We start from the raw sequence: 12,179 nt of genomic DNA, 5'->3' as shown, positions 1-12,179 counted from the left end.
TGCCAGTTTCTTCATCAAATTCTCCTCCCCGAGGTTTTGAAATCGCGCTCCCTGCGCAATATTCGATCTGATATACCAGATCTAATATTGCGCTGCAATTATTTTCTGGTATCTTGCTTCAAACTAGAGAAGGCACGGTGCGAGACTTATGGACAGCACAACGATCAAACGACCAGCGGCGCTGAGCGAAGGTGCAGCGGACGCAATTCGAAATGCCATAATCCAGGGCGAGTTCGGGCTTGGAGAGGCTCTGCCGGAGGTGCAATTGACCCGGCGCCTCGGGATCAGCAAGACACCGATCCGAGAAGGTTTGTCCCTTCTCTCAAGAGAAGGGTTGGTGACCAGCTTTCCTCAACGCGGTTTTTTTGTGTTCACCCTGAAACGCGAATGTGTAACCCAGCTCTGCGATTTCAGGCATGCGATGGAGACCCTCGCCCTGGACATGGCCCTTCGTCACAACCGGGATCGTCTGATTGCTGATCTGGAGGCTATTTGCGCGGAAATGCAAACGGCGCATGAGAACGGCAACTTCAAGCGCTACCTGGAACTTGATACCGCCTTCCATGCGGCATTTTTCGACCGAGCCGAAAACCCTTATGTGAAAGCTTCCTATCAGATGGCGGCAAGCAAGGTGGCGACGATACGGACGCATCTCTCGCGCGGACACCTTCGAACGGATTTGTCGCTGGCCGAACATACCGACATCTTGCATGCCCTGAAGGTCGGAAAGGATCGCAAGGCCCGAGCTGTGCTGAAAAAACAGATTTATCGAGGCGAGCAAGTCTATGAAGAGCTGGTCACAGAACCAAACGGATAAGCGAACTGAGTTTTCGATACGTGCCAGTCAATTCGTGAACCATTCGACCGACATGAGCGAACCAAATAGCTCCAAAATCACCAGAAAGGATTGCCCTTGGGCACATTCGGATTTGCCAGTCTGCCATATGCAATGGCGGGAATTCAAACCGGCTTTCCGGACAACCCGTCTCCAAATTCGCCGATGGAATTCACGCAATTCACGGCACGTTTCTACAAATCATAACGAAATTGAGGTTCACGAGATGGAACTGGATCTGTCTTATCCGTCGGTCGACGATCTCAGGCAGCGCGCAAGGCGCAGGATTCCCAACTTTGTCTTTGAGTATCTGGACAGCGCCACGGGCCGGGAACTCGGTTTGAAAATCAACCGCGATGCGCTTGATGCGATTGGTTTCATGCCGAGTATTTTAAAAGGGCATATCGAAGCCAATCAAAAGACCCGGTTTATGGGGCAAACGTTCGACTTGCCATTCGGTATCGCGCCCGTTGGAATGTCCGGGCTGGTTTGGGCTGGTGCCGAACGTTTGCTGGCAAAAGCCGCGGTTAGCCTCAATATACCTTACTGCCAGTCCAGTGTTGCCGTTGCCTCACCGGAGGACGTTGCTGACTACATTGGCGACAACGGTTGGTACCAGCACTATCCGGTCAGCTCCGCCAAGGTAAGGCGCGCAATGCTTGGGCGCATCAAAGACGCTGGTTTCAAGAAACTGATTATGACGGTCGACGTTCCGGAAGAAAGCCGGCGCGAACGACAAAGGCGTGCGAACCTGACTGTTCCTCCGAAGACTGACCTGCTGACGCTTTGGTCTATGGCCAAATGTCCCGCATGGTGTCTGTCTCATCTTCGGGAAGGCATCATGCCCAGGATGCGGTTTTTCGACGACTACGTGCCTTCGCGGGGGCGCGAGAGCTTTACCCACGCCGGCCGATTGATACGCGGTTGCCCTGACTGGAACTACCTTCGAGAGCTGCGGCAGGAATGGGAGGGCGACCTGATCGTGAAGGGTGTTCAACGTCCTGCGGACGCAAAACGACTTGTGTCGGAAGGTGTGGACGCCATCTGGGTTTCGAACCATTCGGGACGCCAGTTCGAAGCAGGCCCGGCCGTTATCAACCAGCTTCCAAAAATCCGCGAGGCGGTTGGTTCGGATGTTCCGCTCATCTACGATTCCGGGGTGGCCGGCGGCCTGGACATCATGCGCGCCTTGGCGATGGGGGCGAATTTTGTGATGATCGGTCGGGCGTTTCACTACGCGGTTGCAGCCTTCGGTGCAGAGGGCATTGATCATCTGGTTCACGTCTTAAGATCGGACATTCAGGCAAATATGAGCCAACTCGGCCAAGAAGACCTGAAGAAGCTCGCAGACTATCTTTTGCTTGACGGGGAGCCTGAATACGTTGAGGCGCGAACGCTGTCATCCAGCAGGCGTAACGGTTTCGGAAGTTAACCCACACCCGGACATTGCGAACAGAAACACGGAGAACACGCTATTTCATCGCCATATATGTTCGCAACGACCTCACCTCCGGCGCTACCGCAAGAACTGATCGACATAGTCTTCGCCGAGGCCGACATCAGCATAGTGTTTTCGGCACATGTCGATCTTGGTGAAAACGTCTTCATATCCAAGTGGTTTGCCGTAGGGGTCGACGTAATACATGATGCCGTTGACTTGAAAAAGCGTAATCATTTCCACGACATCGTCGGGAACGACGAGCGTATGGGTTTCGCCGGGCGGCTCATAGACGTAACCGCCCGCCTCGGCAACCCAATCATGTTCCAGGTAATGCCAGCGGCCCTTCAGGACGTAACCATGAACGGGGTTCGGATGCCGGTGACGGGACAGGACACCGGATTTTCTGACCCTCAGCAGGTTTACCCAGTAACCTTGGCTTCTGTTAAGACACAAGGGTCGAAACCAGACATTCTCAGCTTGAGGCACCCATATGCGCTCGTCGTCCGGAATCGCGGAAGGAACGACAATCTCATCCTGCGCGTCTTTTGGAAAAGGCAACTGGTACGGCATCCGCGGATCTGCATCTAAAGGCATTTCATATCTCCTCAAACCGCCGAATAACCGCCATCTACAGGATAGACCGCGCCGGTGACAAAACCTGCTTCTGCCGAAAGAAGCCAATTGACAAGAGCACCGACCTCCTCGACCTGACCCCAGCGGTTAAGCGGCGTTCGGCCCACAATGGTGTCGTTCCGACTGGTATCGCGCCGCAGGCCTTCCGTCATTTCCGTCTCGATCCAACCCGGTGCCACAGCATTCACCCGAATTCCGTCCGGCGCCCACTTTGCGGCCAGGGCCTTTGTCAGCTGCGCAACCCCGCCTTTGGACGCTGAATAGGCGGGCACCAAAGGTCCACCGAAAAAACTGAGCATGGAAGCCGTGTTCACAATGGCGCCGCCGGACGCCAGCAGAAGCGGGTACGCAGCAAGTGAGCAGCGCATCGTCCCGGTCAGATTGACGTCGATCACTTTTTGAAAGGCGTCCAGCTCATATTCCTTTTCGCGAAGCAGAATGCCGGCACAATTCACCAACGCATCCAGTTTTTCAAAGCGGGAAAAAAGTCTTTCGACCGAGGCGTCGTCCGTCACGTCCAACAGCTGCAAATCAATATCCTTGCTGCCGGAGAACTCGGCGATCTCTTTTTCGGAGACACCTGCCGAAATCACATGCCAGCCGGACCTGGACATGACTTCGGCCACACCTGCGCCAATGCCTCGTGTTCCACCTGTGATGACGACGTTCCGGTTCATTGATCGGCCAACTCCCTGAAGGCTGCGACGAAGGTTTTTGCGCGACGTGCTATTTCCTCGACCGAATAATCCGGTTTGTAAAGTGCAGATCCAAGGCCGAAACTGTTTGAACCGGCCCTATGGTAGTCAGCCATCGTCTCCGGCGTGATACCACCGACGGCTGCGACGATTGCGTCCTTGGGCAAGACCGCCCTCATCGCGGAAATCGCCCCTGGCGGCACCATTTCGGCGGGAAAGAACTTTAGAACAGATGCGCCGTGTTCCAATGCGTCAAATGCTTCGGTTGGCGAGAAGACACCCGGGCACCAATGCCCCCCCAGTTTTATCGTCATTTCGCCGACGCCTGGTTTCAAGTTCGGTGCTACGATCAGCTTCCCGCCTGCATCAACAACAGCTTCGACCTTGTCCGCCGACAAAACAGTTCCTGCTCCGACAACGATCCGATCGCCAAATCTATCTGCAATCTTCGAAATCGATACCAGAGGATTTGGCGAATTCAGCGGTACCTCGATAATCCGGAACCCGGCTTCAACGAGCACCCCGGCAACATCAATCGCAGTCTCCGGTGTAAGGCCGCGCAAGATGGCGATCAGTGGATTGTGCGCCATCGCATCGTTCCATGCCTTCATGAAATCAATCCAGCTGATTTGGCGATCAGGAAGTGGCCCCGCGCGACAATGTTGTCCGGTGCCCTTCGACTTCCCAGTTCTGCCACCGCCAAGGCGATCTCGTACCGGTCCGCCAGGTCTCCCCGACCGACAATTGTCACATTCTGGTCGGACTTAAGCGACTTGGCGGCGTATCTTACCTCCGCGCCGATCAACATTCCGGACAGATAATCCGCCGACATTTCTTCCGAAATCTTGCCGAACAGAGGCAGTGTGCGGACATGAAAGAGTTCGTGAAGAAGATTTCCTTTTGAGGACAATCCCGACTTCACGCCCAACCGGAACCCAGTTTCGTTGAACGGCCCGTCTTCCATCAAGCTTCCGAGGATCGTGTGCGACTTCAGCGTCCCGAACAATTCCCCGGTCATGTAAGTCATGTAGTCACCGATCCGTCCGTCCGAAACAGTGATCCATTTGCTGTGCGTTCCCGGCATGACATAGACACCGTCGCCCAGCCCGGCAGCTGACGCACCGACGATTTGGGTCTCCTCCCCCCGCATGACGTCCGGGGCGCCATCGTGTTCCGTGGTCATCCCCGTCACAAATTGCAGCCGAACGCCCTTTGACGTTTCATGCGTCACAAGCGCCGAAGCGAGTTCGTCAATGCCCGAAGGAACCTGAACATAAGGCGTTTCCACCCAGCCATTTCGGCTTGTAATCATGCCGGAGGCAATGATGGGCAAAGTCTTCTCAGCGAGCCAGACCTGCAGAAGGTCATGGAAGACCGAGTCAAAGTCTCGGTCCTCCACGTGCATGATTCCCAGGGAGGTGGAAATCACGTCCAATACTTCGCCGTCCATTCCGATCAAAAAAGCGCGCAGGGAAGATGTCCCCCAGTCCATTCCGATCAGAGCGGCGTCAGATACGGCCGAATTCATTTAGCAAATCCTCGACGGTCTTACCTTTTGCAACCCACTTGCGGGTTTCCTCTTCCCTATCTGCCTGCTCCTGTGCCTGCCTGACGGCCTCTTCGGCCCGCTCCAGCGGAACAACAGTAACGCCCATCAGATCGGCCACGATGAAATCGCCCGGCTTGACGACGATGCCCCCGCACTGGATCGGAACATTGATGGAGAGCTCTTCCTTGCGACCGGAAAACATGGTGTGCGTTCCACGCGGCGTAATTGCACGGGTCCAGATAGGCCAGCCGATCTCTTCCAGTTCGTCGGTATCCCGACCGGCGCCGTCCACGATCATTCCGCGAATGCCGCGATTTTGGGCCAATCCGCCCATCAGACCACCGCAAACGGACGTGTTCGGGTCTCCTCCGGCGTCCACCACGATAATGTCGCCAGGCTTCCCCATCTCCAGCGCCTTCAGAGGATCGACGAGATCTCCCTTGGACAATTGAACTGTGATTGCCTGCCCGGTGACCTTCGCCCTGAAAGCCGGCTTGATACCGCTGTCCATTACGCCTGTGCGGTATTGCACATCGGCAAAAACAGCCGTGGCAGAGTAGCATTGCACGACTTGATCGAACTTTTCCAGAAGATCTGGACGGCGTTCGAAATCATTGAATTCTTTAAGCATTCCTATTGTTCCTATGTTACGCGGAAAGACTCAGCGCCGATGAGTTCACCGGAAAATCCGGCTTCTGTTTTGTGAGAACTTTGGCGACTTGGGTCGCGGCGATCGTGCGGGCCGCCGTGATCGATTCCTCTGAATAGTAGGCTGCGTGAGGCGTCACCAGGACGTTCGGCAGACTGAACAGCGGGTTATCCGCCGGGTCCCAAGAGGCCCGTTTTGCCGGTTCCTCTTCCGGGTCGTCCAGGCCGGCCGCCGCCAGTCTCCCTTCGGTCAACGCCCGATAGAGCGCGGCGTTGTCGACGGTCGGGCCGCGGCCGGTGTTGACCAGGATCGCGCCGGGCTTCATCTCCGCGAACTCCGCATCCGACAGAAAATGACGCGTCTGGGGTGTCATCGGGGCTTGCATAAGGACATAGTCACTGCGCTTGAGTAACTCGTCCTTTGTGACCAGCTCGACGTTGTTCTGCCTCGCAAATGCCTCTGGCAAAAACGGATCATAGGCAATAATCGAGACACCAAAGGCCCTTGCCCGGCGAGCAATCGCTTGACCGATTTTTCCGAGCGATACGACGCCCATCGTCCGCCCCCGTATCCTGTAAACCGGCTGTCCGCTTTGCCAGCGCCAGATCCCGTTGTGGGTTGCCCGGTCGTAGTCGGACAGCTTCCGCGCAAGTGCAAGCCACAGTGCAATCGCGTGGTCGGCGACTTCCTCGGTACAATAATCCTGCACGTTGGTGACCAGGATGCCGCGTTCACTCGCGGCGTCGACATCAACGATGTCGACGCCAACACCGTAGCGCGCAATAACTTCGCATTTTTGCATCTGTGAGATCGTCGCCCGTCCGATGCGCGCATACTGATTGATCATGGCGGCGCAATCGCGCGCCGCATCGAAGAGGTCATCTTCCTGTTTGCTCTGCAGACCGACGACTTCAGCTCCCACGGCTTCGAGAATATTCCGTTCCACATCGATGTCGCCGAAATCGAAATCGGTGATCACCACTTTGGGCCGGTCGTCGCGCCAGGGCATTTCCGGAACATCAGACATAAGCACCCGCCGAATAAGTGAGTTCGTACGAATGGCTGTAAAGTTCGATGATGTTGCCGAACGGGTCTTCGCAATAGACCATGCGATACGGCTTTTCGCCCGGATAGTACCTGCGCACTTCTTTCATGCGCTGCCTGCCGCCAAGGCTCTCAATAACCTTGACGCGAGCCTCCAAGTCCTCATCCTGCAGGCAGAAATGGAAAAGGCCAGGACGCCAGTATTCGAAGGGGTTCTCTTCCTGCTTGGTGTTCGGAAACTCGAAAAGTTCGATACCTACACCGTCGCCGGTGCTCAGGTGGGCGATGCGGAACGATCCCCAGCCTTCGCCAAAGACGTCGTCACACATCTGGCCGATCGCACTGTCGTCGTGCTGGATCTCCGTCGGACCCATGATTTGATAAAAGCCAAACGCTTTTGTGTAGAACTCAACGGCTTTCTCAAGGTCCGGGACGGTAATGCCGATGTGAGAAAAGGTGAGTGCAGGCATAGTGTGCTCCGTTGTGTTTCGGTGTTCAGATAATGCTTCGAATGATGCCGCCCTCGACGCGGTAACCCGCGCCGTTGGCGGCACCGGATGCAGCAACAAACGTAATCATTCGAGCCACTTCGTCGGGCTCGACAAATCGTTGAATGAGCGAGGTAGGTTCGTCGTTCTGGAAGTAATTCGAGACGATCTCGTCGATAGGCTCACCTTTTTGAACAGCAAGGCCTTCGAAGTAATTCTGGACCCCCTCTGTCCAGGTCGGCCCTGGAAGTACAGAATTCACGCGTACCTTCGTGCCTTTGGTCAACTCGGCCATACCTCGGGTCAAACCCAGCATCGCGGTCTTTGTGACTGAGTAGTGGACCATCTGCGGCAACGGTTTAACAGCCGCTTCGCTGGCAAGATTAACGATAGCTCCCGCATTTCGCTTCAGCATGCTCGGAAGAATGAGCCGGCTCATGCGAACCGCACTCAGAACGTTGATATTGAAATAGGAAAGCCATTCATCGTCGGTCAGATCCTCAAACGCCTTGACGGAAAAAATACCGACGTTGTTCACCAGGATGTCCACCGGCCCCGACCCGGTTGCGAAGTTGAACAGCGCCTCAGCATCTTCGGTCCTGGTCAGGTCGGCGGCCAATCCGCTGACATCTCCGAACCGGCGGAGATCGGCAACACAATCATCGACTTCCTGTTCCGTGAGACCATTGACGATGACGCTTGCCCCCTCCCCTAGAAATGCCTTTGCTGTCGCTTTACCGATGCCTGCACCAGAACCGGTTACAAGGACACGTTTTCCCTGAAGTTCGAGATCCATGACCTATGCTCCTCGCTGTTTGGTGGACGACAGCGAGAACAACGCGCTGATCTTGCTCGAGAGTTCGTTGCGCCACATGTCGACACCGACAGCAGCGAGAATGATCATGCCAAGGACAATGTTTTGCACCGACGTCGGCACGGCATTCAGATTGAGTGCGTTTTGAACAACGACAATGGTCAGGGAACCGATAAGGGTCGCAAGCACATTGCCGCGCCCGCCTGCCAGGCTGGCGCCGCCGACCACGGCCGCCGCGATGGCTTGCAGTTCAAGCGTCTGTCCGTAATTCGGCGATCCGGAGTTCAAACGAGCCGACATCAAGATGGCACCGACAGCTGTCATGAAACCGGCAATGGCGAACGCATAGGTCTGCACACGACGCACATTGATACCCGACAAAGCGGCAGCCGAGGGATTGCCGCCAATTGCGTAGATTTCGCGGCCGAGCTTGGAATAGTTCATCACCACGGCGGCGAGACCGTAAAAGAACACCAGGTAATAGAACGGCAGCGGAATCCCTAGGAGCGACCCGTAAAACAGCGGCTCAAGGTTCGGGTCCAGCGAGAAGATCGGAGAGCCGTTGTTGAACAGCAGCGCCAATCCACGGAAGGCGATCAGACCGGCAAGCGTAGTAATGAAAGACGGAATGCGCAGATAGGCGGTTAGCACCCCATTGGTCAGGCCGAGTGTCAACCCACAACCCAGGACGAGAAGAATCGCAAGCGGCAGCGGCAGGCCCATGAATTTGAGCATCTCGGCCAGCAACATCGTCAGGAGCGCAACCATGGATCCGGCGCTCAGATCAATTCCGGCGGTGATGATGACGATGGTCGAGCCGATCGCAATCAGTGCGACGATACTGACCTGAAGGGACAGGTTGGACAGGTTCCCCGGATTGAGAAACCGGTCCGTTGTCAGGGCAACAAGTGTTGCAATGACAATCAGGGCGATCGCCGGGCCGAGCAGTTGCGCGTCGAATATTCGTTTCATGCCGCTGACTCCTGTAATTTGTGGGTTGCCTCGTCGGAAGACGCTTTCACCAGGTCGACATGCGAAAGCTCAGACGCCTTGGTGATACCAATCACGGTTCCGTGCTGAACGGTGGCGATCCGATCGCTCATGGCCAGTAGCTCATCGTGGTCTGAGCTGATGAGAATGATCGATTTGCCCTGGGCGGTGAGCTCGTTGATCAGCCGGTAGACCGCAAGTTTGGCACCGACGTCGATACCCTGCGTAGGCTCGTCGAAAATCAAAATGTCGGCGTTGCAAAACAGCCAACGAGCCAGGATCACCTTCTGCTGATTACCACCCGACAACAGGTTGATTGTTTTGGAATCGGCCTGGGGAGAGATCTCCAATTTGCGGATATACTCGGCTGTCACCTTGTCTTCGGTCGCGAGATGGAGAAATCCGGCGCGAGTAATGCTGGAAAGACCTGCTGCGGTGATGTTGCCACCGGCGGCGAAATTGGGAAACAGACCGTCAAACTTCCTGTTTTCGGACACGAGTGCCATCCCGGCGCGAATTGCGTCCATGGGGCTTTTGATCTTGACAGGTTTGCCGTGGATCTTCAGCTCGCCAGCCAGAAGCGGATCAACTCCGAACAGGCCAAGCGCAATTTCGGTGCGGCCGGATCCCAGAACACCGCCTAGACCCAGAACCTCACCAGCCTGCACCGAGAAGGATGCATCGGAAACGCCCTTCGCGGTCGTCAGTCCTCTGGCTTCCAATACGATCTCTTCACGCGAATTGTTGGTTTTTGGATAGTGTTCGCCGACATCTTCGCCGATCATCGCAGCGACAATGTTGTCGACGGATATTTCGGTTTCACCGCTGGCCCGCACCACCTGACCGCCGCGGAGGATCGTGACTTCATCGACAATCCGTTCCACTTCATCCAGCCGGTGCGAAACATAGAGAATGGCGCATCCGTTCTCGCGCATCCGCCGTAACAGCTTGTGCAGATGATCGATTTCCGACAGACCAAGTGCCGCTGTCGGCTCGTCAAGAATGATCATGCTTGCATCCGAGGCCAAAGCTTTGGCGATTTCGACCAGTTGCTGCTCGGCCACGGAAAGGTCACCCGTGATGTCTTCGGGATCGAGATCGACCTCCATTTCCGCAAGTACGGCTTTTGCCTCACGGTTCATCGCAGCCCAGTCGACACCGCCAAACTTGCCTGTCGGCAGCCTGCCCAGAAAAATGTTCTCGGCCACCGTCAACGATGGCACGATCGAAAATTCCTGGAAAACGGTTGCAATTCCCTTGGCGCGCGCATCCGTTGGGCTGTGAAGCTGAACGTCTTCTCCCCGGCACCTGATGCGGCCGGCATCGGGGGGTTGGACTCCGGACAACATCTTGATCAGGGTTGACTTGCCGCAGCCGTTTTCGCCCAGCAGTCCATGAATGGACCCCTCGAACAGCTTCAATGACACGTGATCATTGGCAACAACACCAGGATAGCGCTTAACAAGATCAATCACTTCCCAAAGCGGTTCTTTGATTTCAGAAATCGACGTCATCGGTTTGGCCTGGATACGTTCAGCTTTCATACGCAATCTGCTGCCGGCGGCATCCGAAGACGCCGCACGGCTGCCTTTCAAAAGGATCAGTAGGACTTGGATGGTTGCGGATAGAGCTTTTCAGGTTCTTGAAGCACCTGAACCACGTTGCTCCCGTCGACGATGGTCGTCGGGATTTCGATCCATCCGCCTTCAAACGTCCCGTCAAGGGCATCCATCGTGGCGTTCATGGCCGCCTGTCCCATCAGGAAGGGCACGGTGTTGACCGTCGCGGTGAAATTGCCTGCCGCGATTTCCTCAAGGCCTGAAGTGTCGCCATCATTTCCAAGGATGGTCAGATCACGCTGGCCCATGGCCTTGGCAGCATAGGACGCCCCGATCGCCATATAGTCGTTGGCAGCAAAGAGCATATCGATATCGGGATGAGACTGGAGAATGTCCATGCCCGCCGTGTTGCCACCTTCGACATTCCACTTGCCGTCGATGGAAACGACTACTTCGAAATTGTCCGCGTCCTTAATACCGTCAAGAAAACCGCCGACACGCTCGGTTGAGTGGTAGCCGGGCTGACCTTCGATGATCCCCACCTTGACGGGTTTTCCGTCGGCCTTCGCAATCGCCCAGTCGGCGATCTTGTGCGTACCCTTGCGCTGCGCGTAACCAACCACGCCGTGGATAGGGGTCGGAAAGTTCGGGATGTCGGAGTTGATCATGACAACAGCGACGCCTTTGTCGACCGCCTTTTTCAGCAAAGGTGCTGCCGCGAATTCGTCATGGGTGCCGAAGATGATCGCGTCCACGTCCTGTGTCAGAACGTCCTGGATCATGCCCATCTGTCCGTTGATATCGGCGCCGCTTTGCGGAGCAAGCATGAAGACTTCGACACCTTTTTCGGCAGCGACCTTTTTGATGCCTTCACCGATCGCGATGTAATAGTTGAATTCGGTTGCCGGTGGCATGTACGCGACACGGAACGTTTCATTCACTGGTTTGATCGTGTCCATTGCCGCTTGGGCTCCATCCTGGAGCGGCACGGACGCCGGGTAGTCACCGGCAACGGACGCTCCTGCACTCATCATAGTAACGCTAGCGCCCAATACGATTGATTTCATTAGATTTTTCATGTGTCTCCTCCCGAGGTGTTTGTGAAAAATCATCCGGCGAAAGGCGCGTCTTCAACGCCCCTGACGCCTGGTTTGACGGCGAACAACCCTCCAGAAGCAGGCTCTGCATCGAGAACCTCCCGGGAGCTCGCCAATCGCGAAGTGGTGATGAAAAGTGTGTCGAGATCAGCTCCACCGAACGTGCAGCAAGTCGGCTTCCAGACCGGCACTTCGATCACCCGATCAATGCTTCCGTCCGGAGCAACTCTGACCACACGGCGGCCTTCCCACTCTGCATTCCAGACCCCGCCTTCTGCATCGACACAGGAACCATCCGGCAATCCCGGTTCATCCCGCATGTCGCAATGGATTTCAGGCTTTCCAATCAGGCCGGTTTCTGTGTCATAGGGATATGCCCGGATCG

14 protein-coding genes are annotated in these 12,179 nt (G+C 55.9%); 2 read left to right on the top strand and 12 right to left on the bottom strand.

Features of this window, described 5'->3' with window-relative positions; translation table 11 throughout:
• Positions 1-148 precede the first annotated feature (148 nt).
• A complete protein-coding gene (locus K5905_RS14510; protein ID WP_297585141.1) occupies positions 149-817 on the top strand; it encodes a GntR family transcriptional regulator in 669 nt (222 codons plus the stop codon).
• A 244-nt stretch (positions 818-1,061) separates the two neighbouring features.
• Positions 1,062-2,267 carry an alpha-hydroxy acid oxidase gene (locus tag K5905_RS14505; protein WP_297585138.1) on the top strand — a complete coding sequence of 402 codons (1,206 nt, stop codon included), beginning with the start codon at positions 1,062-1,064 and terminating at the stop codon, positions 2,265-2,267.
• A gap of 84 nt (positions 2,268-2,351) precedes the next feature.
• Here K5905_RS14505 and K5905_RS14500 read toward each other — a convergent pair whose 3' ends face one another.
• From K5905_RS14500 to K5905_RS14445, 12 genes are all read right to left on the bottom strand, one after another.
• The gene (locus K5905_RS14500; RefSeq protein ID WP_297585136.1) at positions 2,352-2,870 is read right to left on the bottom strand and encodes a 2,4'-dihydroxyacetophenone dioxygenase family protein; all 519 of its coding nucleotides are present in this window, start codon (positions 2,868-2,870) and stop codon (positions 2,352-2,354) included.
• 11 nt (positions 2,871-2,881) lie between these two features.
• Entirely contained in the window at positions 2,882-3,586 is a 705-nt protein-coding gene (locus K5905_RS14495; RefSeq protein ID WP_297585134.1) for an SDR family NAD(P)-dependent oxidoreductase, read from the bottom strand.
• Positions 3,583-4,215, bottom strand: a complete 633-nt coding sequence (locus K5905_RS14490) for a 2-dehydro-3-deoxy-6-phosphogalactonate aldolase (protein ID WP_297585131.1) — start codon at positions 4,213-4,215, stop codon at positions 3,583-3,585. Before K5905_RS14490 ends, K5905_RS14495 begins: the two co-directional genes overlap by 4 nt.
• Positions 4,212-5,132, bottom strand: coding sequence for a 2-dehydro-3-deoxygalactonokinase (locus K5905_RS14485; protein ID WP_297585129.1), 921 nt, complete (start codon positions 5,130-5,132; stop codon positions 4,212-4,214). The genes K5905_RS14490 and K5905_RS14485 overlap by 4 nt, the downstream gene beginning before the upstream one ends.
• The gene (locus K5905_RS14480; protein ID WP_297585126.1) at positions 5,113-5,784 is read right to left on the bottom strand and encodes an RraA family protein; all 672 of its coding nucleotides are present in this window, start codon (positions 5,782-5,784) and stop codon (positions 5,113-5,115) included. Before K5905_RS14480 ends, K5905_RS14485 begins: the two co-directional genes overlap by 20 nt.
• Positions 5,785-5,800: 16 nt before the next feature.
• Positions 5,801-6,829 carry a C-terminal binding protein gene (locus tag K5905_RS14475; RefSeq protein WP_297585123.1) on the bottom strand — a complete coding sequence of 343 codons (1,029 nt, stop codon included), beginning with the start codon at positions 6,827-6,829 and terminating at the stop codon, positions 5,801-5,803.
• Positions 6,822-7,316 carry a lactoylglutathione lyase family protein gene (locus K5905_RS14470; protein ID WP_297585120.1) on the bottom strand — a complete coding sequence of 165 codons (495 nt, stop codon included), beginning with the start codon at positions 7,314-7,316 and terminating at the stop codon, positions 6,822-6,824. The genes K5905_RS14475 and K5905_RS14470 overlap by 8 nt, the downstream gene beginning before the upstream one ends.
• 25 nt (positions 7,317-7,341) lie before the next feature.
• Positions 7,342-8,130: an SDR family NAD(P)-dependent oxidoreductase gene (locus tag K5905_RS14465; RefSeq protein WP_297585117.1), complete on the bottom strand. Its 789-nt coding sequence runs from the start codon at positions 8,128-8,130 to the stop codon at positions 7,342-7,344.
• A gap of 3 nt (positions 8,131-8,133) precedes the next feature.
• Entirely contained in the window at positions 8,134-9,120 is a 987-nt protein-coding gene (locus K5905_RS14460) for an ABC transporter permease (RefSeq protein ID WP_297585114.1), read from the bottom strand.
• Positions 9,117-10,682, bottom strand: a complete 1,566-nt coding sequence (locus K5905_RS14455; protein ID WP_297585111.1) for a sugar ABC transporter ATP-binding protein — start codon at positions 10,680-10,682, stop codon at positions 9,117-9,119. The genes K5905_RS14460 and K5905_RS14455 overlap by 4 nt, the downstream gene beginning before the upstream one ends.
• Before the next feature lie 56 nt (positions 10,683-10,738).
• Positions 10,739-11,776, bottom strand: coding sequence for a sugar ABC transporter substrate-binding protein (locus K5905_RS14450; RefSeq protein ID WP_297585109.1), 1,038 nt, complete (start codon positions 11,774-11,776; stop codon positions 10,739-10,741).
• A 29-nt stretch (positions 11,777-11,805) separates the two neighbouring features.
• Positions 11,806-12,179 (bottom strand): SMP-30/gluconolactonase/LRE family protein (locus K5905_RS14445; RefSeq protein WP_297585106.1); only part of this gene is annotated, 374 nt, incomplete at its 5' end.

Origin of the sequence: Roseibium sp. (genome assembly GCF_025698965.1) — a bacterium.
Taxonomy (GTDB): domain Bacteria; phylum Pseudomonadota; class Alphaproteobacteria; order Rhizobiales; family Stappiaceae; genus Roseibium.
This window is presented reverse-complemented; position numbering and strand designations above follow the sequence as displayed.

Excerpts from the sequence above, each read along its gene's own strand:
- K5905_RS14510 (WP_297585141.1), top strand. The coding sequence starts at position 149 with ATGGACAGCACAACGATCAAACGACCAGCGGCGCTGAGCGAAGGTGCA.
- K5905_RS14505 (WP_297585138.1), top strand. The coding sequence starts at position 1,062 with ATGGAACTGGATCTGTCTTATCCGTCGGTCGACGATCTCAGGCAGCGC.
- K5905_RS14500 (WP_297585136.1), bottom strand. The coding sequence starts at position 2,870 with ATGCCTTTAGATGCAGATCCGCGGATGCCGTACCAGTTGCCTTTTCCA.
- K5905_RS14495 (WP_297585134.1), bottom strand. The coding sequence starts at position 3,586 with ATGAACCGGAACGTCGTCATCACAGGTGGAACACGAGGCATTGGCGCA.
- K5905_RS14490 (WP_297585131.1), bottom strand. The coding sequence starts at position 4,215 with ATGAAGGCATGGAACGATGCGATGGCGCACAATCCACTGATCGCCATC.
- K5905_RS14485 (WP_297585129.1), bottom strand. The coding sequence starts at position 5,132 with ATGAATTCGGCCGTATCTGACGCCGCTCTGATCGGAATGGACTGGGGG.
- K5905_RS14480 (WP_297585126.1), bottom strand. The coding sequence starts at position 5,784 with ATGCTTAAAGAATTCAATGATTTCGAACGCCGTCCAGATCTTCTGGAA.
- K5905_RS14475 (WP_297585123.1), bottom strand. The coding sequence starts at position 6,829 with ATGTCTGATGTTCCGGAAATGCCCTGGCGCGACGACCGGCCCAAAGTG.
- K5905_RS14470 (WP_297585120.1), bottom strand. The coding sequence starts at position 7,316 with ATGCCTGCACTCACCTTTTCTCACATCGGCATTACCGTCCCGGACCTT.
- K5905_RS14465 (WP_297585117.1), bottom strand. The coding sequence starts at position 8,130 with ATGGATCTCGAACTTCAGGGAAAACGTGTCCTTGTAACCGGTTCTGGT.
- K5905_RS14460 (WP_297585114.1), bottom strand. The coding sequence starts at position 9,120 with ATGAAACGAATATTCGACGCGCAACTGCTCGGCCCGGCGATCGCCCTG.
- K5905_RS14455 (WP_297585111.1), bottom strand. The coding sequence starts at position 10,682 with ATGAAAGCTGAACGTATCCAGGCCAAACCGATGACGTCGATTTCTGAA.
- K5905_RS14450 (WP_297585109.1), bottom strand. The coding sequence starts at position 11,776 with ATGAAAAATCTAATGAAATCAATCGTATTGGGCGCTAGCGTTACTATG.